Raw genomic sequence first — 18,602 nt, forward strand, 5'->3', positions numbered from 1 at the left:
CCGTCGAATTGAAGAACCTGAACCCGCCCCATTGGCAAGGGCGGCATCGCCGGATTTGCCAAGGGGGCGGCGGATGTCAGTTTGCGGGAGGACGGAAGCGACACGACGATCTTGACCTATTCCGTCAACACCGACATAGGCGGCAAGATCGCACAGCTCGGCAGCCGCCTGATGCTGTCGACCTCGAAGAAACTGGCCGGCCGGTTCTCGCGAATCTCGGCAGGATTGTCGGCGAAAGTGGCTGATCCATCTCGCCGGCGCGGAAACGAACGACCGGCAGCGCGCCCGCAAGCCGGACGCGCCGCCACCGCCGGCCAGGACGATCAGGCAAGCTCGCCGAGATGCCGGCGAACCCACTCGGCCTCCTCGGATGCCGTGCGCCGGAAGTGCCGGCGGAAATCGCGGCTGAACTGGGCAGGGCTGGCGTAGCCGACCGATGCCGCGACTTCCGCAATCGTCCTGTCCTGGCGCGCGATCATCAGCCGCGCCTCGTGGAGCCGCATCGCCTTCAGATATTGTATCGGCGTGCTTCCGGTCAGGGTTTTGAAATGGACGTGGTAGGAAGGAACGCTCATGCCCGCTTCGGTTGCCAGCGCGCCGACCGAGATACCGGAGCCGTAGCTCTCGCGCAGGCGGACGAGGCTTTGCACGATCCTGCCGGACCTGCCCCGCTGCTGCAGGGCCGAGATCATCGCACCGCCCTGCGGGCCGACGAGCACCCGATAATGCAGCTCGCGCAGGATGCCGGCTCCCAGAATCGCAAGCTCGACGGGATCGCATAAAGCCCGCAGCATGCGCAGCACGACATCCTCGATGTCAGGGGCCATCCGGCTCGATACCAGGCCTCTCATCCTGCTGGCGGGCGTGTCCGAGCGCCTCGTATCGACGTCCGAGGCGATCTCGGCGGCCATGTGCATGTCGAACTCGACATACACCGCGAGCAGCGGCCGCTCGGGACTTGCCACCGATTCCATCCGGAACGGCACCGGCACCGACACCGCCAGGTAGTGCTCTTCGTCGTAGAGATAGATCTCGCCGTCGAGCACGCCCTGCTTGCGGCCCTGCAGAACGAACGCCGCGCCCGGCTTGTAGAGCACGGGAACGTCTTGAAGGACCGCCTCGCTCCTGAGAATGCGGACGCCATGAAGCGGCGTCGCGTTGTATCCCTGACGGGGAGCAAGATGGCCGGCCAGTTCCACGAGGTCGCGACGCTTCGACGGCATTTCTCCCCTCTCATAGGATTTGGCAAGAGATTCAGAGCTTCAGCGATGGATGCCCGCCTGCTTGAATATTATCGGTCAAGGACATCGATCGATCAACAGGACAGGCCAGCATGCAGCGCAAAACTTTCTTCATCACCGGTGCAAATTCCGGTTTCGGTTTCGCAATCGCGGCCGCCGCCAGCCGCGAGGGCCACAAGGTCATGGGCACGGTCCGCTCGGAGCAGGCGCGCGCAGACATGGCGCAACGCTTGCCGGGGATGCGCGCCGTCCTCTGCGACGTGACCGAATTCGACCGCATCGCCGGTATCGTCCGGCAGGCCGAAGACGATCATGGCCCCGTCGACGTCCTCATCAACAATGCCGGCTACGGCCATGAGGGCATATTGGAGGAGTCGCCTATCGAGGAGATGCGGCGCCAGTTCGACGTGAACGTCTTCGGCGCGGTCGCGGTCGCCAAGGCTTTCCTGCCGCGCTTCCGTGAAAGACGTGGCGGCTTCATCGTCAACGTGACATCGATAGGGGGCATGATCACCATGCCCGGCATCGCCTATTATTGCGGAAGCAAATTCGCCCTTCAGGGGATTTCTGAGGTCATGCGCGCGGAGATGGCGCCGTTCGGCGTTCATGTGACGGCCTTGTGCCCCGGCTCGTTTCGGACGGACTGGGCCGGGCGATCGATGGTCAGGACCGGACGGTCGATTGCGGACTACGACGCGCTGTTCGATCCCATACGGCAGGCCCGGCAGGCCAAGAGCGGCAGGCAACTGGGCGATCCCAACAAGCTCGCGGCGACGGTTCTGCGTCTGGTCGAATCGGACAGCCCTCCGCCGCAACTGCTGCTAGGTAGCGACGCCCTCCGATTCGTGTCGGATCGGATTGAGCGCCTGAAGCAAGAAATCGAGCTATGGAAATCGGTCACCGTTTCGACCGACGGTTGAAGCAAGCGTAGACGACGCAATCACCCGTGCCTACGCCGAGCTGATGGGTTACGCAGCGAATGTCCATCGAGGCTACTGCGAGGAGATGCAGGATAACGCAAAGGTGGATGTCAAGCCCAATGTATTCGCCGCGATCTCACTCGGCGGGACGCGAAACCGTCGCCTTGATAGACAGTGTGGAAGCTTTCGAATTACCATGCTGCCCGACAAAACTACAAGACAGCAACGTCGGTGTTGCCGTTCCAGTCTGCCATTTTTGCGACTTTCGAGAACAGACCGGGAACATCGACCGTTTCCGTTCATCGCCCAAGGCCAGTGTAGTGTTGGAAAGCCAAAGTGGGGGTGTCGTTCGTGCGTTTCATATTCGGTGGGGAACCTGTTGACGGTTACTCCGAACAGGTCAACCCGACAGGCCGGGACCAGTGGTCGAGATGACTTCCCCCGTTGCAAGGTTCTCCAGGAATGTCGTTGACGGGACGAAGAACAATGTGCCGGTGACTGCGCGGCTGAAGTCCAGTAACCGATCGTAGTTGCCTGGCGGCCGGCCGATGAACATGTTTTCCAGCATCTGCTCGATTCTGCGCGGAGAACGGGCGTAGCCGATGAAATAGGTACCGAACTCACCCTTGCCGACGTCGCCGAACGGCATGTTGTCGCGTACGATTTCCAACTGCTCTCCGTCTTCTACGATCGTGGTCAGCGCATTGTGCGCGGAGGTTGGTTTTACATCAACGTCCAGCTCGATGTCTGAGAGTTTTTTTCTGCCAACAATTCCCTCTTGCTTCTCGATCGGGAGCGCGTTCCATGCTTTCAGATCATGCAGGTACTTCTGCACGATTACATAGCTGCCTCCGGCGAATGAGGTGTCCTCCTCGCCAATGATCGCGGCCTTGACGGCGCGATCATCCACCGGGTTTTCAGTGCCATCGACGAAGCCGATCAGGTCGCGGCCATCGAAATAGTTGAAGCCGTGCACCTCATCCGCTGTGGAGACTGCACCATCGAGTTGCGACATGATCTGTGTCGCCAGTTCGAAGCAAAATCCATACGCGTGGCACGGATGTGAAAGAGGATGTCGCCCGGCGTCGAGACGGCATGATGCTGGCCTTGGATCTCGCGAAATGGATGCAGGTCTTTCGGTCTGGAGGCTCCAAACAAACGGCCCCATGCATCGGAGCCAAACGCCATGACACACGAGAGCCGGCCGTCCAGGTCACGGGAGCCGACTGCGCGCAGAAGCGCGGAAAGATCGCCACATAAGGCGCGCACGGTCGCTTCGTGTTCTGCTCCGGAATTGACCGTCACGACGAGAAATATCGCGGCCCGCGTCAGTTGCGCGACGACGGGTTGGGAAACACGGGATGGCAAAGTCAAGTCCACAATAGATCCTCCTTATCTTGTTCGTAACGCACCTGGTCGATGGGCATCGGGGAACGGCGGAGTTGCGGTTCACCCAATTCGAGGTAGTCTCAGGATCATCTCGGCATCAGCCGGTCACCAGTTTGCCCGATCAGTATTCGCCGACGTCGATGACTGCCTGGGCGAAAGCCTGTGGGGCTTCTTGCGGCAAGTTGTGGCCAATTCCGCCCGTGATGATCCGATGCGCGTATCTGCCTGAAAATTTCTTGGCGTAGGACCTGCTGTCAGGGTGGGGTGCGCCATTGGCATCGCCCTCAAGGGTGATGGTGGGCACCGTGATCACCGGGCTTTCGGCCAGCCGTTTTTCCAGGCCTTCATATTCCGGCTCGCCTCGAACCAGGCCGAGCCTCCAACGGTAATTGTGGATGACGATGCTGACGTGATCCGGGTTGTCGAGGCACGCAGCACTGCGATCGAACGTGGCGTCGTCAAAGTCCCACTTCGGCGAGGCGATCCGCCAGATAAGGTTTGCGAAATCGCGCCGGTACTGTTGATACCCGGCCCGGCCGCGCTCCGTCGTGAAATAGTACTGATACCACCATTGGAGTTCGGCCTTCGGCGGCAGCGGCATTCTGTTTGCTTCGAGACTGCCGATCAGATAACCGCTGACCGAAACGAGCGCATTGCAGCGCTCCGGCCAGAGCGCCGCGATGATGCAGGCTGTGCGTGCGCCCCAGTCATAGCCGGCGACGATCGCGTCGCCGATCTTCAGCGCATCCATCAATTTGATGACATCGACAGCCAGCACCGACTGCTGGCCGTTGCGGACCGTCTGACTGGAGAGAAAGTGCGTCGTGCCATGACCGCGCGAGTACGGAACGATCACGCGATAGCCCGCCATCGCCAACAAGGGAGCGACATCGACAAAGCTGTGGATGTCGTAAGGCCAGCCGTGAAGGAGGATAACGACGGGACCGTTGGATGGACCAGCTTCAGCGTAGCCAACGTTCAGCAAGCCGGCGTCGATTTGCCTGAGCGCAGCGAACGAGGCAGCCGTCGATCGTTCTGTCGTTGCTCCGCCCAGCTCTGAAACGCATTGTGCTTTAGCAGTGCGAACTGTCGTGAACTGGGTAGCAGCCAGACCCATTGCGGCAACGCCGACAAAGGCCCTGCGATAGCGATCAATTTCTCCCGGCGGTCTTGTATTTTCCATTCTTGCAACCTCTTTCGCGGCACCATCGGATGCACCTGTTTTTGGCACAGCACTGGCATCACCTTCATTCATCGGCTTGGCGTTCCCAGCCTGTGTGCCTCGACAACCCCCTTGGACGGCGAGAGGTCGGTGGCTCCACCGACTGAAGTTCATAAATACATTGAGCTGGAATGACGCGATTGCCGGGCAGTGTAGAAAGTTGCGTTTGAACACGCGGGAAGGTCACGCTTTGTGCCGCCTCGCTTTGCATCCTTAGAAATTCGGGGCGTAACCCGTCGCCACGCTTGGCAGCGATCAGGTGGAGGATCTGCAGCAACGGAAGCATGGACAAACTCCTTCGTAATGTGTCGTGGCTCAAGGGTGACACGACACGCGGCCGGTCTCGCACTTAGACAAGGCCCTCACGCTTCATTGCGACGCGAACGGCCGGACGGGCCGCAATTCGGGCGCGCAGCGCTTCTAGAGGAGCCGGAACAGGGACTTGGAAGCGGGCTGCCCAAAGCAGCATCACGAAAAGGTAGAAGTCCGCGACGCTGGGTTTCTCGCCGAACAGATAATCAGTCTTGAGACCGTTCGCGAAGAGATCGAGTTGCGACGTAATCGTCCTGCGCGCCTTGGCCTTTTCAGCATCGCTGCCTTGGTGCCACATGGGTTTGAAGCTTCGGTGTATTTCAGTTGAGACATAGGTCAGCGCTTCGAGAACGCGCGTACGACCCATCGGCCCTTCCACGCCGAGTGCCGGGTATTGCGCCGCTATCCAATCGAGGACGGCGACATTTTCTGTCAGCGTTTCCCCGCTATCCAGCACGAGGGCGGGAACATACCCCTTGCGCGTGACAGTGGTGAAATCATCGCCGGAGCCCGTTCGCTTGGTCTTGAGATTGACCGTTTCGCGCTCGAAGGCTGCACCCGCCTCCTCCAGTGCGATGTGGTCGGCCAGGCTGCAGGCGAGCGGGCTATAATACAGTTTCACGGTTTTTCCCTTGTCTGAATCCGGACGCAGTTCGCAAATTCGTCGGGCGGAAGCCCGCCTAGCTCTGCGCACCGATTATCCTTAGAAACTCCCACTTGCCGGGGAGGAAGGCTACGACACCGACAGGTAGGCGTGCCTATGCCGAGGTATGATCAAGCTAAGCAATCGTCCTGCGATTGCCGCATGCAATGCCGGAATCCCGCTCAGGTGGGGAACGGCGACAGCCAAGAATTCAGAACCACCACGCCTGGCGTCCTCGACACTCCGGTAATCATTCGCTCAGGAACCATAAACGAACGTATTGGACGCACGTGCCCTTGGCACGATGGCTCACATCCCGCCATGGCCTGCATAGTTCAACTCGAAATGAGCAAACGCGAAAGGCGAGAGGCCGCAGCCGGGTTTCCCAACTGCACGCCGACGCACTGAAGCAGCTTTCCAATTAGAGGAGTCGTCATCATCATGACCGAGCTTTCCCAAACCGAAACAGGCACCGCCGCATTGCCCGCCGAGGCACTGGCCACGGTCGAAGTCGACGTCTCCTCGCTGATGCCGGGAATGTCGCTGGTCGTGCAATGGCGCGGCAAACCCGTCGTCGTTCGCAACCGCACCGAGAAGGAAATTGAGGACGGCAAAGCTGTAAGCTTGGCCGAGCTCAAGGACCCGATCGCCCGTAACGCCAATCTGCCGGCCGATGCGCCGGGAATCGACGCCAACCGTACTGCTCCGGGCAAGGAAGCCTGGATCGTGATGGTCCAGGTCTGCACGCATAGCGGCTGCATCCCGGTTGGTCAGCAAGGCGAGTTCGGGGGCTGGCTCTGCCCGTGCCACGGCTCGCAATACGATACTGCCGGCCGCATCCGCAAAGGCCCAGCGCCCGAGAACATGGCGATACCCGTGTTCCAGTTCATTTCCGACACCAGGATCCGTATCAGCTGAGAGGGGGGCATTTCGATGAGCGACAAACATTCGACCTATACGCCCAAGACCGGTATCGAACGCTGGTTCGACGCCCGCCTGCCGCTGCCGAGGTTGGTGCACGATAGCTTCATCGTCTATCCCGTCCCGCGCAATTTGAACTATGCCTATACGTTCGGCGGCATTCTCACGGTCATGCTGGTTTCGCAGATCCTGACCGGGATCGTGCTGGCCATGCATTATGCTCCGGATACCGGGCTGGCCTTCGATTCAGTCGAGAAGATCATGCGTGACGTGAATTCGGGATGGCTGCTGCGCTCTCTCCATGCGAACGGCGCCTCCTTCTTCTTCATTGCCGCCTACATCCATATCTGCCGCGGGCTCTACTACGGCTCTTACAAGGCGCCGCGTGAGCTGCTGTGGGTGCTCGGTTGCACCAACCTCTTGCTGATGATGGCGATCGCCTTCATGGGCTATGTGCTGCCTTGGGGACAGATGTCGTTCTGGGGAGCCACCGTCATTACCAACTTTTTCACGGCCATCCCATTGGTCGGCGGCTGGTTCCAGCAGCTCCTTCTCGGCGGGTTCGCGGTCGGCAATCCGACGCTGAACCGCTTCTTTGCGCTGCATTACCTGCTGCCGTTCGTGCTTGCAGGCGTGGTGACCTTGCATGTCTGGGCGCTTCACGTCGTCGGGCAGAACAATCCAGCCGGCATTGATGTGAAATCAAAAACCGATGTCGTGGATTTCACACCCTATGCCACCGTCAAGGACGCGTTCGGCATCGTCGTGTTCCTGTTCTTCTTCGCCTATTTCGTCTTCTACCTGCCGAACTATCTCGGCCATCCTGACAACAACACAATCGCCAATCCGCTCAAGACGCCGGCCCATATCGTGCCGGAATGGTACTTCCTGCCCTTCTACGCGATCCTGCGCGCCATCACCTTCAATGTCGGGCCGATCGATTCCAAACTTGGTGGTGTGCTCGCCATGTTCGGCTCGATCGTGGTGCTTTTCGTCGTGCCGTGGCTCGACAGGTCCAAGGTTCGCTCGGCCGTTTACAGGCCCTGGTACAGAGTGTTCTTTTGGCTCTTCGTCGCCAACGGCCTGTTTCTCGGCTGGCTTGGTTCGCGGCCGGCCGAAGGGAACTACGTCGTCATGTCTCAGTTGGCGACGCTTTACTACTTCGCCTTCTTCCTGATCGCACTGCCGGTGCTGGGCTTGATCGAGAAGCCGCGGCGGCTGCCCAACTCGATCACCGAAGCGGTGCTCGAGAAGAACAAGGGGGCCGGCGGCAAAGGCGCGATCGCGGCCGCCGGAGACCAAACGTTGATGAGAAGAGGCGATGATCGTGTCTCGCCAGCCCGCCTCGAAAGTCGCCGATAGCAACACGCGTTGGACGGAGCCGATGCGTCTAGGTGACGAGACAACTTCATGTCGCGCGCTAGGAACCACGCTGCTTCCGAAGCTGAAAACCAGGGATTGCGATCATGGTCGATCTGGGTCCGGCGATGAATTTGTGGAACTCACCGCTAATGTACATCGTGTCGCTCGGCCTCGCCGGAATTGTCGTTTGGAACCTCGTTCCGGCACGCTTCGCCAATGCGAAGTTGGTCGTCCAACTGGTCTTTTTCCTTGCAATGTCGATCCTGGTTCTTGAACTGCGGGTCGTCCCGTACGAGCCCGCACGAGGCGATGAGACAACCAGCGGAGCGATCCTCATCGGATTGGTCAAGCTGCTGTGGTGGGTACATCTTGCTTGGGCGCTAATCGGGTTTGTCCGCATCTATGTCGTGTTCGAGCGAAAGCCGCACGAGGCACGCCTCTTGCAGGATGTCGTGGTCGGCGTCGTTTACACGGGAATGCTCCTTTCGATCCTCGCATTCGTCTTTGCCGTGCCGGTCGGAACGCTCATCGCCACGTCGGGCGTTTTTGCCGTCATGCTGGGTCTGGCGCTCCAGAATACGCTTGGCGACGTATTTTCGGGAATCGCGCTTAACCTCGGCCGCCCTTATGTGCTTGGAAACTGGATCATTCTGAACGACGGAACCGAGGGCCGCGTCGTCGAGACCAATTGGCGCTCGACCCAACTCCTCACCCCGGCCCACAACATCATCGCGCTTCCGAACAGCCTTGTCGCCAAAATCGGGGTAACAAACCTTAGCGGCCCAGACGAGAGCCATGGACTTGCCGTGACGGTAAAGATGTCTCTGACGAAGACGCCGGCTGTCATCGTAGACACGATGCGCATGGTCCTGCTGAGCTGCAACTCGATCCTCCAGGACCCCTCGCCCGTGGTAGCCATCACAAGCCTGGATGCGGCGGCAATCGAGATCGAGCTGTCATTTCGCGTCGCCAGCCTTGATCAGCGGATTACAGCTCGGAACGAAATTTTCGATCTCGTCTATCGCCATTCAAGGTCGGTCGGGGTGCTGCTGGCAGCGCCACTTTCGGCTTCGATTGCAGTGACCTCCCCGCCAATCGACGGGACGCCGACCTCCCAAGGCTTCGCCGCGATCGACCTGATCAAGGCCATACCAATCTTCTCGACGCTAACGGATGCCGAGCAGGAGGTGCTTGCCGCGACGACCTCGGTTCGCAGTTATCGCAAGGGCGACGTCGTTGCAGAACAAGGAGAGATGCTGCCATCCCTCATGATTGTCCGGAAGGGCATCATCGTCCGGCAACATGGCCAAAGCAATGCTAACGTGCAGGAGATTGGCCGGCTTGCACCTGGCGACTTCTTCGGCGAGACCGGCCTGCTCGCAGGTATTGGCGAGACGTCGACATTGCGGGCAATGACCCACGTCGTGGTCTACGAGATAGACCAGCAGAGCTTCGCGCCGCTCCTACTCGACAGGCCCGAGATGGCCGATGATCTTGCGGCAACCCTGTCGAGGGGGACTTCGGCTTACGGCGAAACCGGCATCCCCGGCCAGCAGCACGATAGCTCCAAATTCGCGCTCCTGAAAGCCATTCAGGCTGTCTTCCACACCGCCCCATCGGAGCACGTTCGAGGACGTGGTCGACCAGGCATTCGAAAGGACAGAGATTCATGACCATCCGCCAAAGCGACATCGTCGGCATCGATCCACTCAGGCAGCCTGCTATGCGTGATTTTGCCGACGGTTTGAAGGTACGGCGCGTATTGCCCTCCTCGAACTGCCTGATGATCGGCCCCTTCATCCTATTCGACCATTTCGGCCCCGCGGTATTCGACGCGGGTCGTGGTTTCGACATGGACCCGCATCCGCATATCGGGATCGCGACCGTAATCTACCTGTTCGACGGAGAGATCATCCATCGCGACAATCTCGGTGAAGTGCAGGCCATCCGCCCCGGCGAAATCAATTGGACGACGGCCGGGTCGGGCATCGTCCATTCCGAACGTACGTCGCCGCAAGCCCGAGCGCGAGGAAGCAATCTCTTCGGCGTTCAGGCATGGGTGGCGCTCCCCTCCCGGCACGAAGAAGTTGCCGCCCACTTTGCACATTATGGCGCTCCCGAAATCCCACGGATCTGTGCCGATGGGGTCGAGTTCACTTTGATCGCCGGAGTGTCCGACGGGTTGGTCTCTCCGGCAAGGACGTACTCCGACCTGGTCTTTGCCGAAATCGTGCTCACGGGCAGTGCGCGATATCAGGTGAAACCTGGATATCGCGAGCGTGCGATCTATGTTGTCGCCGGCGAGATCGAAGTCATGGGCCAACTTGGCAGTTTCGGTGAAGGCGAATTGATCATGCTGGCGCCCGGGGCTGAGATCGTGCTCCAGGCGCCTGCCTTCCATGCCGCGCGGCTGATGCTGATCGGCGGCGAGCCTCTTTGCGAACCACGTTATATCCATTGGAACTTCGTCTCCTCCTCAGTTGAACGGATTGAGCAGGCAAAGGCGGACTGGCGCGAAGGCCGCTTCCCGGCCGTGCCGGGGGAACACGGGTTGATGCCTCTGCCGCAGGAAGAATCAAAGTGGTGACGGTTTCGGCGGCGGCCACATCCGCGGGTCGCCGGGCGGCGTCATGACACCGAGTAGAGTTTGCGCATCGTGCCCTCGTCGATTTGACCATCGAACCAGACGTCGAAGATGGTCTCGAGCAGGAACTCGTCGTTACTTGCTTCGGAAAACAGCGTGAGGGACGCGTGCAATTTCATTGTATCCTCATCACCGAAGACCGCGCGAGCACTTAGATCGGAAAGTCGTTGCAGTGTGCCGACGCATTCCCGATAACGACCGCCCAGTATCGGCGATTGGAGGTAAGCGCCTGCCTCGTCGAGTGATGTGATCGCGTACGGATCGGCTCCAGTGTCGCTTCGCCCGGTAGCCAACGTCGGGAAGATCAACTCCGTGTATGGAGTACACATCATGCCTCGACGCAGCATAGCCAGCGCGTCGCCGTAAACCGGATCCTGAGCGCTGACGAACCTCTGCAAATTATATTGGTCGTCCATCTCGACTCAGACCTTTTTTGCAAACAGCTGTATTCGTGCCTGATCACCCTGCAACGACATCGGTATATTCCGGATGCCTGGCGACGAAGCCGCTCATGAAGGGACACTTCAAGACAGCTTTGCGGCCGGTTTTGCGGAGCAATTCGAAGGTACCTTGCGCCAACCGCGACGCGATCCCCTGTCCGGAAAATTCCGAAGGCACTTCGGTATGTATCAGCGCAACCTTGCCGTCTTGGAGCGTATAGTAGGCCACTGCGAAGGCATGACCGGTGATCGGGAGCTCGAACCTATGCTGCCGAATGTTCTCTGTGACCTTTGCATCCATCTCTATCTCTCGATGTTCGTTGCGTGAGGCTGGACGTAGCTTGCCCGATCGCTATCGCATCGCGGGCAAACGTAGCCTGACGGTGGTGCCTGTCCCGGGCGCGCTCTGAATGTCGATGCTTCCGCCTGACTCTTCGGCAAAGCGCTTCACCATCGGCAGGCCGACGCCGCCGAGGCCCTCCGTTTTTGTGGTGAAGAAGGGATCGAATGCGAAGGCAATCGTCTCGGCGGTCATCCCCACACCGTTGTCGGCGGTGGTGATATCCACCTGAGCGGCTGAGGTGCCATCAAAGACCACTGCGGTATCTATCGAGATCAGGCCCCCATTGGGGGATGCATCGCGCGCGTTGAATACCAGGTTCAGAATCGCGTTCTGCAAACCCAGGCGGTTGCACCTCACTGACGGCAAGTCCGGCCTCACTCGAACCTCGAGACGAATCTTGGGGTCCCACGCGCTTCGAATGAGGGTCTCGATTTCAGCCAGGCAGGCGCCGACATTTGCATATTCGCTTTCTCTGCGGCTCTCTCGGGCGGAACTGATACTCTGGCGGACAAGCGCGCCAGCTCGTTCCAAGGCCGTTCTGGCGCCCGAAATTGCAAGCCCAAGCGTTGGAGCCGCTGAGACGCTCGGGTCACGGGCCAGGTGATTTAACGCCGACGACGCGACCTGGATGAGATTGCCAAGGTCATGAACGATGCCGGCGGTCGCCATCTGGATGGGCAGGCCATCTCGGGGAATCTCGGGCGCGATGTCGAAGACATCCACTTTCACTTCCGGACGAGACATTATAACCCTCATGTTTGCTCAGGCAGAATTCAGTTGCTTGAATATAGTACAATAGAGGACGGGAGTGGTCGATTAGATTGAGTAAGAAGCCGAACCATACTGCAGTATATGTCCCGCGATCTGCGGACCATCGCCAGTGCGGGACCAACATCTCGCGAGACGGATCTCCCTCTTTCGTGCTCATCGCACCGTCGCGAGATTCTCCTCTATTGGTAGCCAATGCCCCCGATATAGTTGGCGAGCAGCCGCTCCTGGAGTTCTTCCTGTTGGAAGAGCGCCTTCATCGCGTCGCGGATATCAAGGACGCCTATCGGCTTAGCGCCGGCGCCGAGCACCGGTAGGTTCTGGAGCCGCTGTGTTGTCATGGTCTGCCAGACCGAATGCAGGTCGTCATCAGGCCCACAGGATACGAAAGACCGGCTCATCAGCGTGGATACCGGCGCTTCCGCCGGTCCCGAATTCGCCAGATGACGAACAAGGTCGGACTTGCTCAGCACGCCTGCCGCCTCGCCACTGCCATGGCATACGACAACCAGGCCTATGGCCGGCTTGGACAGCCATAGCGCAGCTGCCCGCAGCGACGTGTCGAGGTCGACCGCCGCAAGGCGCGCCGATGTTTCTGGATGTAGACTGTCAATTCGCATGGTGCCCTCCTGAGGCGTCTCGCGGCCGCGGCCGGAGAGATCAGATTCGAGGTTTCGCCTACTCTTCGAAGGAAGTGTTCATCACAAAATCGACGGAAGACGGCGCCTTGTAGCCGGCCACAAAGCGCTCACCGAAATCCCGGGCAAAGTTGTCGTAGGTCGTTTCCGGGTTCACCTTGGCGATGTGGCAAAAGCATCGCGTCATCCGCCGCTTCATTTGAAGACGCGGAAATTCGCCGACGATCCTGGCTATCTCGGCGGAAGAGATGAGACTGTATTGCAGGCCGACGACATCAAGGCAGATGCCGGCTGTGCACAGCGCCACCTCGGCTTCCTTGTAGAGGCCAATCGACGGCGTCGAATTGAGAGCGACGCTGTCCCATGTCAACTGAGCACGACGCTCGTCGAAGCCGCCTTGCCGGACGAAGGCGCGGGCCAGATCGGCGCCTTCCACCTCGAAACGGCGCGGCCCGGCGAAGGTCTCGTTGAGCGTGACGTCGTGCAACAGGGTTCCGACGGCAACAACTTCACCGTCGTGCTCGATGTTCTGGACCTGTGCGATGCGGACGGCGAAAAGCCATGATCGAACCACGTGGTTGAACAAATACGGTTCACATAGCTGGCGGGCATGTTCGATCGCCCGGCCGACAAGCGGCGTATCGGGGACCGAAACCCCTGCAAGCGTGCGCCTGGCGATCGCATCCATGTCAGTGCCTTTCCTTCGCCGATTGTGTGTCGGTTTGACGCCCTTACCTTGGCAAGGGCGTCACCAGTTCATTTCGCGTAGGTCGTCAGGTTGGTCTCGTTGGTATCGACGACGAAGACCGCAAGCAGGCGAGCGCGTTCCGTCTTGCTGGCGTTTTCACTGACGGCGTGATGGTCGCCCGGGAATTCCGAGAAGCTTTCGCCTGCACGGTACGTCTTCACGGGCCCACCGTTGACCTGGCTTCGGATCGCCCCCTCCAGCACCGTGGCATAGATGAACGCGGAACTGGGATGGGTATGCGCCGGCGATGTCCCGCCCGGCCCGTACTCGACGAGCACGGCTTTCAAGCTCTTGCCGGGCACATTTGGAAGGGCGTGGTCGTAGACGAGCTTCACGCTGTCCGCGTCTTTGGCCATTGCTGCGGTGACGGATGCGGCGGCGAGCGCTGCACAGAGGAGTTTCCTGATCATGTCCGATATCCTTGTTGGAATGAGAGCTAGGGAATGCTGGTCTGATGGGTCGCGAAACCGGCGTTCAGTACTTACGCCGGTGGCGTGTATCGGCTGAGCCAGTCGTCGAAGTGGACGGCGCCGACGCGCGCGTTCTCGCCGGGGACAAGCGTTTGATCGTCGATTGCCACTTCACCGTAGTAGAGAGCGCCAGGATCCGAGACGATTTTGCGCGGATCGTTGGTGGCCTTTAGAAAGCGACCGACGAGCTCGCTCATACGAACGCGATCGGGGCCGGCAATTTCGATCGTGCCGTTCACTGGCGCTGCTAGGGCGACGTCCGCCATCGCATCAGCAACGTCGTCGGCTGCCATTGGTTGGAAGTACGCCGGTGACATGTGGACGGTATCCCCTACGGCGCCGGTGTTTGCGATGGCGGCGGTGAACTCGAAGAACTGTGTGGCGTGCACGATCGTGTAGGGGATAGCGGACTCCTTGATCAGCTTTTCCTGAAGCAGTTTGCCGCGGAAATACCCCATGTCCTGCAGCCGGTCGGTGCCGACCACAGACAGCGCGACGTGATGGCGGACGCCGGCGGCCGCTTCGGCTGCAAGAAGATTACGCCCGGATGCCGCGAAAAATTCGAGCGCGGCCTTTTCCTCGAATGACGGTGAGTTCGCGAGATCGACGACGACCTGTGCCCCGGCAAGAGCGACGGCCAGCCCTTCGCCGGTGACGGTGTTCACTCCCGAATTCGGTGAGGCCGCAAGCACGTCGTGTCCCTTCCTGCGCAGTCTTTCCACAGTCTTGGAGCCGATCAGCCCGGTTCCGCCGATGACGACGATCTTCATTTCCAATCTCCTTTGTTGAGGGTGTTGATTTGCGGGTGTTGGTCGAATGTCGGCTTTCCGGGGAGCTACTCGCTGGCCGATGCGGCGTCCTCGATAAGTGAGGTGACCTCGTCGGGGTGCGAGACCATGAGCGCGTGGGAAGCACCCTCAATGACGACCGTCTTCACGGCGTGCGCGCGCTTGGCCATGAAGCTCATGACGGCTGCCGGGATATTTCGGTCATCGGTGCCGTAGATCATGTAGGACGGCAGCGTTTTCCATGAAGCTACGCCCGAGGGCTCGGCCAGGGCTGCCTGCGCGATCGGGCGTTGGGTGGCGGCCATCAGCGACGACTGCTCTTCGGGAACGTCGGCCGCGAACTGGGCTCGGAATTTGTCCGGCTGGATGAAGAGATCCTGGCCGCCGTTCGGCGACGCGACTGGAGCAAGCGCGCTTGCCAAAGTGCTGCCGGGAAACATGCTGGACAAGGTGGCGCTCGATTCGCCGTTATCCGGCGCGAATCCGGCCACGTATACCAAGGCCTTCACATTGGGATTGCCGTTGGCGGCTTCGGTGATCACGGGTCCGCCGTAGGAATGCCCCACCAGCACGATCGGTCCGGGAACCGACCGGATGATGGCCGAGACCGCCGCGGCATCGCTGGCGACGCTGCGGAGGGGATTGGCTGCCGCCTTCGCCACATAGCCGTCCCTGCCGAGTTTGGTTATGACCGCGTCCCAACTCGACGATTCGGCGAAGGCCCCGTGCACCAGCACGATCGTCGGCTTGGGCTTCGCTCCGGCCGCCTGCGCCGTTGCGCCACCCGCGACGGCAAGCGCGGCGGCCAGCGCCAGGATTCCAGTGACATTTCGCATTTGCTTTCTCCTTTGTCGGCCTTCCGTTTGACCAATGTGGAGAAGGATGCGCCGATCCGGGGCGCCGACCTATTGTGCCGAATGGTCGGTCATACGATGCCAAGGTGCAGGGTGGGTCATCGCTGCGATCAGGTGACCTGGGTATTCCGCACGCGGATCGCCGGCAGCGCAGGAGTTCGTGACCAATACAAATCCATGGAGCTGCTGCCTCCAAACACGACTGCCGCCCCGGCGTAACGGCAAGACTCCCACCGCGAACGACATTGCCCCTGACCTTAGGCCTTCACAGCCCATGCTTTCGTATGGATCAAACAGCCACATCGTCTGATCGCTCCGCAATGACGCAGCATTTATATTGTTATTGTGAATACGATCCAAAATTAACCGTGGAGTTACCAAAATGAAGAACACATCTCTTGCTGCCGCAATCCTCCTTGTTGCAGCAGGAAACGCCGTCGCCGGAAGCGATCACTACGGGTCAAACTCGGTCCAGCAACCCGCAACTTCTTCCGAGAGCATGCACACCTCCTCGATCAGGAAGACGGGCAACGATGCCGGCGTGCAGGAGACCGTGCGCAAGCCGATTGCTCCCAGCAAGGACCCGGGCCAGGGCATCTGGGGTCACTAGCACCCGAAAATTGTAGAACCTGGAAGGACCGGGGCGTCGCCCCGGTCCTCTTCACGCTTTCCAAAGGACCTTGAAAGTGCGTGGGGGCCCTGACACAGGTTCTGAGACCGGGGAGCTATAAAACCACCTTTCACCTTGGATCTGGCCGGGTGGGATGGCGATCGACGCTCGACCGTCAAACGGCAGCGACTTGGCTACCCCAGCTCAAAGCAATGCCATTCCGCCGTCGACCCGCAGATTGACACCGGTGACAAAACTGCTTGCGTCCGATGCCAGGAACAGAGCGGCTTTTGCCAGTTCTTCCGGCTGGCCCATTCGACCAAGGGGAATTGCTTCGGCCATGGACTTCTCGAAGGATGCTCGCATTTCGGCCGGGACACCCAGTTTGTCGAGAATAGCCGTATCCACGGGGCCGGGGCTGAGCACGTTGACGCGTATGCGACGCGATTTCAGTTCTATCGCCCAACTGCGCGCGAAGGCGCCGATGGCTGCCTTGGAGCCTGCATAAACGGCATGGCCTTCCAAGACCTTCTCGCTGGCGATTGATCCCGTCAGTATGACTGCGCCGCCATCGCGCATCAGCGGGATCAGTTTCTGCACACCAAAGAAGACGCCGCGCGCATTGATAGAGAACTGCGCATCGTACTCGTCTTCGGAAACTGCCGACGAATGCGTGATGGTGTTCACGCCGGCGTTCGCCATATAGATATCGAACGCCCCAAACCTCTGATGGATCTGTCGCGCGACATCCTCGTGGTGCGCCACGTCGGCTACATCACCCTGAATGCCCAGTGCGCCGGCTCCGATCTCGGAGACTGCCTCCTCGACGGCGCGCTGTCTCCGGCCGGTGATTACGACCTGCGCCCCCTCCGACGCGAAAGCTTTCGCGGCGAATAGCCCAATCCCACTGTTTCCCCCGGTGATCAACGCCGTCTTTCCTGAAAGTATACCCATTTGCATTGCCTCTGATGATTTTCACGAGAGCCGCCGCAGTTGCCAACCGCAGTTCTCAGCGAGAACTCGGACGGCTGAGACCAGAAAGCTTCTCCAGCAGCCATCGATGCTGAGTTTTCATAGTCAGGCTGGCCGCACCGGTGTTGTGCGGCCAGCCATGACCGCCGCTTGAGAGCACTAGCCCTTGATGAAGGCGAGCAGATCGGCGTTCACCTGGTCCTGGTGTGTGGCCGTGATCCCGTGGGGCGCGCCGGGGTAATATATGGCCTTTGCGCCCTTGATCAGCCGCTCCGACTTGACTGACGAATCCTTGACCGGGACGATCTGGTCGTCCTCGCCATGCAGGATCAAGGTCGGTATATCGAATTTCTTGAGGTCCTCGGTGAAGTCGGTTTCGGAGAACGCTTTGACGCATTCATATGCATTCACGAGACCGACCTGCATGCTCCAGAGCCAGAACTGATTCAGAACCCCCTGGGAGACCGTGGCGCCTGGCCTGTTTGCACCATAAAACGACTGTGCGAGGTCCAGATAGTGCTGCGAGCGATCCTTGAGGAGGCCAGCCCTTATGCCGTCGAACACTTCGATCGGCAGACCTTCCGGATTGGCCGGCGTTTTCACCATGATAGGCGGAACAGCGGCGATAAGAACAGCCTTGGCCACGCGTTCCGCCCCGTGCCGTCCGATATAGCGAGCGACCTCGCCTCCCCCGGTTGAATGCCCGACCAGCGTGGCGTCCCGGAGATCCAGCGCCTCGATCACGGCTGCAAGATCGTCCGCGTAGCCATCCATGTCGTTGCCGGAGGTGGCCTGGCTGGAGCGGCCATGGCCCCGCCGGTCATGAGCAACCACGCGGAAGCCATTATGGGCCAGAAAGAGCATCTGTGCATCCCAGGCGTCGGAATTCAGCGGCCAGCCGTGTGAGAAGGTTATTGGCGGACCCCTACCCCAGTCCTTGTAATAGATTTCCGTACCGTCCTTGGTTGTGATGGTGCTCATTGTTTTGCGTCCTGATTGAGGGGTGGGAACATGTGGGTTTTGCTGGGCGCCGGATGACGAAGCGACTGGCAGTCCGGCTATGACCGCCGCTGAAAAACTGGCCAACAAGACGTCGCGGCGGGTTGCACCGAGGGTGAAAAGTCCATCCATACTCATCGTGTCCATCCTTGGTGAGCGGCTTCTCGGGTCGGCTCACCATCACGATCACCGGGTCGACCTGCACCGTCGCTTTCGGGGGGAGGAGCGGGCGAAGGAGCGGCGACGCCCGATGATCGTGATGGCTCGCGAGAAGATGCGCCGATCCGCCCCGCGAACCTATTCTACGCAAGCATCTGT

21 protein-coding genes and 2 pseudogenes are annotated in these 18,602 nt (G+C 60.0%); 7 read left to right on the forward strand and 16 right to left on the reverse strand.

The features are described from left to right. Positions 1-2: 2 nt before the first annotated feature. A pseudogene (locus MESOP_RS34135) lies at positions 3-429 on the forward strand (SRPBCC family protein); the annotation flags it as partial. Here MESOP_RS34135 and MESOP_RS27425 read toward each other — a convergent pair. Continuing rightward, positions 324-1,223: an AraC family transcriptional regulator gene (locus MESOP_RS27425; RefSeq protein ID WP_013896597.1), complete on the reverse strand. Its 900-nt coding sequence runs from the start codon at positions 1,221-1,223 to the stop codon at positions 324-326. The pseudogene MESOP_RS34135 and the gene MESOP_RS27425 overlap by 106 nt on opposite strands. A gap of 31 nt (positions 1,224-1,254) precedes the next feature. Continuing rightward, a complete protein-coding gene (locus MESOP_RS36310; RefSeq protein ID WP_245265140.1) occupies positions 1,255-1,425 on the reverse strand; it encodes a hypothetical protein in 171 nt (56 codons plus the stop codon). On the opposite strand from MESOP_RS36310, the gene MESOP_RS27430 reads away from it, so the two are divergent. Then, the gene (locus MESOP_RS27430; protein WP_245265135.1) at positions 1,388-2,161 is read left to right on the forward strand and encodes an oxidoreductase; all 774 of its coding nucleotides are present in this window, start codon (positions 1,388-1,390) and stop codon (positions 2,159-2,161) included. The genes MESOP_RS36310 and MESOP_RS27430 overlap by 38 nt on opposite strands. Before the next feature lie 400 nt (positions 2,162-2,561). Here MESOP_RS27430 and MESOP_RS27435 read toward each other — a convergent pair. The 4 genes and pseudogenes from MESOP_RS27435 to MESOP_RS27445 form a co-directional block, all read right to left on the reverse strand. Beyond that, positions 2,562-3,529 (reverse strand): annotated as a pseudogene (locus MESOP_RS27435) (Dyp-type peroxidase). A 142-nt stretch (positions 3,530-3,671) separates the two neighbouring features. Continuing rightward, entirely contained in the window at positions 3,672-4,733 is a 1,062-nt protein-coding gene (locus MESOP_RS27440) for an alpha/beta fold hydrolase (RefSeq protein WP_013896599.1), read from the reverse strand. A gap of 64 nt (positions 4,734-4,797) precedes the next feature. Then, positions 4,798-5,058, reverse strand: coding sequence for a hypothetical protein (locus tag MESOP_RS35315; RefSeq protein ID WP_013896600.1), 261 nt, complete (start codon positions 5,056-5,058; stop codon positions 4,798-4,800). Between the two features lie 63 nt (positions 5,059-5,121). Next, complete coding sequence (locus MESOP_RS27445; protein WP_013896601.1) at positions 5,122-5,706, reverse strand: glutathione binding-like protein; 585 nt, start codon at positions 5,704-5,706, stop codon at positions 5,122-5,124. Positions 5,707-6,168: 462 nt separating this feature from the next. On the opposite strand from MESOP_RS27445, the gene petA reads away from it, so the two are divergent. The 4 genes from petA (at position 6,169) to MESOP_RS27465 (ending at position 10,597) form a co-directional block, all read left to right on the forward strand. Further along, on the forward strand, positions 6,169-6,645 hold the full coding sequence (gene petA, locus MESOP_RS27450) for a ubiquinol-cytochrome c reductase iron-sulfur subunit (protein ID WP_013896602.1): 477 nt from the start codon (positions 6,169-6,171) through the stop codon (positions 6,643-6,645). Between the two features lie 15 nt (positions 6,646-6,660). After that, positions 6,661-8,010 (forward strand): cytochrome b, encoded by a 1,350-nt coding sequence (locus MESOP_RS27455; protein WP_013896603.1) that lies wholly within the window; start codon positions 6,661-6,663, stop codon positions 8,008-8,010. Positions 8,011-8,114: 104 nt separating this feature from the next. Next, positions 8,115-9,683 (forward strand): mechanosensitive ion channel family protein, encoded by a 1,569-nt coding sequence (locus tag MESOP_RS27460; protein ID WP_013896604.1) that lies wholly within the window; start codon positions 8,115-8,117, stop codon positions 9,681-9,683. After that, positions 9,680-10,597, forward strand: a complete 918-nt coding sequence (locus tag MESOP_RS27465) for a pirin family protein (RefSeq protein ID WP_013896605.1) — start codon at positions 9,680-9,682, stop codon at positions 10,595-10,597. Before MESOP_RS27460 ends, MESOP_RS27465 begins: the two co-directional genes overlap by 4 nt. Before the next feature lie 41 nt (positions 10,598-10,638). On the opposite strand, the gene MESOP_RS27470 is transcribed toward MESOP_RS27465, so the two are convergent. The 8 genes from MESOP_RS27470 to MESOP_RS27505 all read right to left on the reverse strand — a co-directional run bounded on the left by MESOP_RS27470 (position 10,639) and on the right by MESOP_RS27505 (position 15,667). After that, entirely contained in the window at positions 10,639-11,070 is a 432-nt protein-coding gene (locus MESOP_RS27470) for a DUF1810 domain-containing protein (RefSeq protein ID WP_013896606.1), read from the reverse strand. Between the two features lie 43 nt (positions 11,071-11,113). Continuing rightward, on the reverse strand, positions 11,114-11,395 hold the full coding sequence (locus tag MESOP_RS27475) for a GNAT family N-acetyltransferase (RefSeq protein WP_013896607.1): 282 nt from the start codon (positions 11,393-11,395) through the stop codon (positions 11,114-11,116). A 51-nt stretch (positions 11,396-11,446) separates the two neighbouring features. Continuing rightward, the gene (locus MESOP_RS27480) at positions 11,447-12,181 is read right to left on the reverse strand and encodes a sensor histidine kinase (protein ID WP_013896608.1); all 735 of its coding nucleotides are present in this window, start codon (positions 12,179-12,181) and stop codon (positions 11,447-11,449) included. A gap of 206 nt (positions 12,182-12,387) precedes the next feature. Beyond that, positions 12,388-12,825, reverse strand: coding sequence for a CBS domain-containing protein (locus tag MESOP_RS27485; protein WP_013896609.1), 438 nt, complete (start codon positions 12,823-12,825; stop codon positions 12,388-12,390). A 58-nt stretch (positions 12,826-12,883) separates the two neighbouring features. Continuing rightward, positions 12,884-13,531, reverse strand: coding sequence for an HD domain-containing protein (locus MESOP_RS27490; RefSeq protein WP_013896610.1), 648 nt, complete (start codon positions 13,529-13,531; stop codon positions 12,884-12,886). A 68-nt stretch (positions 13,532-13,599) separates the two neighbouring features. Then, positions 13,600-14,001, reverse strand: coding sequence for a cupin domain-containing protein (locus MESOP_RS27495; RefSeq protein ID WP_013896611.1), 402 nt, complete (start codon positions 13,999-14,001; stop codon positions 13,600-13,602). 71 nt (positions 14,002-14,072) lie between these two features. Beyond that, positions 14,073-14,831: an SDR family oxidoreductase gene (locus tag MESOP_RS27500; protein ID WP_013896612.1), complete on the reverse strand. Its 759-nt coding sequence runs from the start codon at positions 14,829-14,831 to the stop codon at positions 14,073-14,075. A gap of 65 nt (positions 14,832-14,896) precedes the next feature. Next, entirely contained in the window at positions 14,897-15,667 is a 771-nt protein-coding gene (locus tag MESOP_RS27505) for an alpha/beta fold hydrolase (protein ID WP_085984582.1), read from the reverse strand. Positions 15,668-16,085: 418 nt separating this feature from the next. Between MESOP_RS27505 and MESOP_RS34140 the strand changes: the two genes are divergently transcribed. After that, positions 16,086-16,313, forward strand: a complete 228-nt coding sequence (locus MESOP_RS34140; protein ID WP_013896614.1) for a DUF680 domain-containing protein — start codon at positions 16,086-16,088, stop codon at positions 16,311-16,313. A gap of 204 nt (positions 16,314-16,517) precedes the next feature. Here MESOP_RS34140 and MESOP_RS27510 read toward each other — a convergent pair whose 3' ends face one another. Further along, positions 16,518-17,267 (reverse strand): glucose 1-dehydrogenase, encoded by a 750-nt coding sequence (locus MESOP_RS27510; protein WP_013896615.1) that lies wholly within the window; start codon positions 17,265-17,267, stop codon positions 16,518-16,520. A 177-nt stretch (positions 17,268-17,444) separates the two neighbouring features. After that, positions 17,445-18,422, reverse strand: a complete 978-nt coding sequence (locus MESOP_RS27515) for an alpha/beta fold hydrolase (protein ID WP_041165057.1) — start codon at positions 18,420-18,422, stop codon at positions 17,445-17,447. Positions 18,423-18,602: the final 180 nt, after the last annotated feature.

The sequence above is a fragment of the Mesorhizobium opportunistum WSM2075 genome, from assembly GCF_000176035.2.
Lineage (GTDB): Bacteria > Pseudomonadota > Alphaproteobacteria > Rhizobiales > Rhizobiaceae > Mesorhizobium > Mesorhizobium opportunistum.